Origin of the sequence: Vibrio sp. Vb0598, assembly GCF_033338935.1 — a bacterium.
Lineage (GTDB): Bacteria > Pseudomonadota > Gammaproteobacteria > Enterobacterales > Vibrionaceae > Vibrio > Vibrio alginolyticus.
Genome location: NZ_JAWOTP010000211.1, coordinates 1 through 1159, shown reverse-complemented (window position 1 = coordinate 1159; position 1159 = coordinate 1). Strand labels below are relative to the sequence as shown.

The window sequence follows — 1159 nt, the reverse complement described above, 5'->3', positions numbered from 1 at the left end:
AATAATTCTGTTTGATTCGAGATAAGCCACTTATCTTGGTGCTTAACCAGAACAATCATGGTTTCTGACAGTTCGCAAACCACATACGCTGTCGACTCTTGTTGGTTAAACACCACATGGCGCGGTCCCGAACCTGCGGGCAAATGAATCACTTGCGACAGTGAAAAATCCGGCGGCTGGGCATCGTAATCATAAATAAGGACGCTATCGCTGCCTAAGTCTACGACAACTAATTGATGACTGTGCTTTAAAAACGTGACTTGATGAGCGTGAGGAGAAGTTTGGCGCTCTAAATTCGGCCCGCATCCATCAACGTATAAATCCGCCAATAAACCAAGCGGTTTACCATCGCGATCCAATTGAAATACGCTAACATTTCCAGAGCCATAATTAGCAACCGCCAACAACGGTTCTTTGATATCCAAATGACACGGATAATCGCCATTAATCGGCAAAGAGACGGATTCACTACCGCGAAAAAACGCAAGCTCTGCACCTTCATTTCTATCCATTTCGCTAAACGTATACAGCCCGTGTTCGGTGGTCGTGAGATAGGACGGATTACGTTGAACTACAACATCGTCAAGCCGAGTCAGTTCACCCGTTTCAGTGTTCAGCGATACACGCGCAATGCCCGTGCTCGTACTTGGTGGGTTGGTGTAAGTGCCAATATAAAAATGCACGTGACCAGTTGTTGTCATGGATGGCCTTATATGAGTGATTCGTATTATTCAACACCTTGCCTATTGTCATGGCAGACCGCAATCCATTTTACGAATCAGCCACTTAAAATGTGAAGCAATTGCTCATTTAAAACCGCAACGACATCGCCGTTTGCAGTTAAAGTGGTTTGGCGTTTTAAACAGTATGTCAGCCTTGAGCATGAAAGCCTCGACTTACGGTTACTTTCAAGTGTTATATTAAAGACGAAGAATGTATTTTATGTTCAAGATCTAAGTTTCATTAGCAAACGCTATAATAAGAAACAAAAATCGGGATAAAATAAATAATAATCATGTAACAGTTAATTTTCCTATAAACACCAAATTGAAACACATTATTAATTTCCATTTATTTATAAATTATAATTAATTTTATAAATAACAAGGATTTATTTTAATTATGAACATTTAGATTACGACTTAATTTTATTCACGAT

Annotated in this window: 1 protein-coding gene; it reads right to left on the bottom strand. The window is 39.8% G+C overall.

From position 1 onward, the window contains the following. On the bottom strand, positions 1-701 hold a 701-nt coding region (locus R7Q38_RS24150; protein WP_318114609.1), incomplete at its 3' end, for a beta-propeller fold lactonase family protein. Between the last annotated feature and the right edge of the window lie 458 nt (positions 702-1159).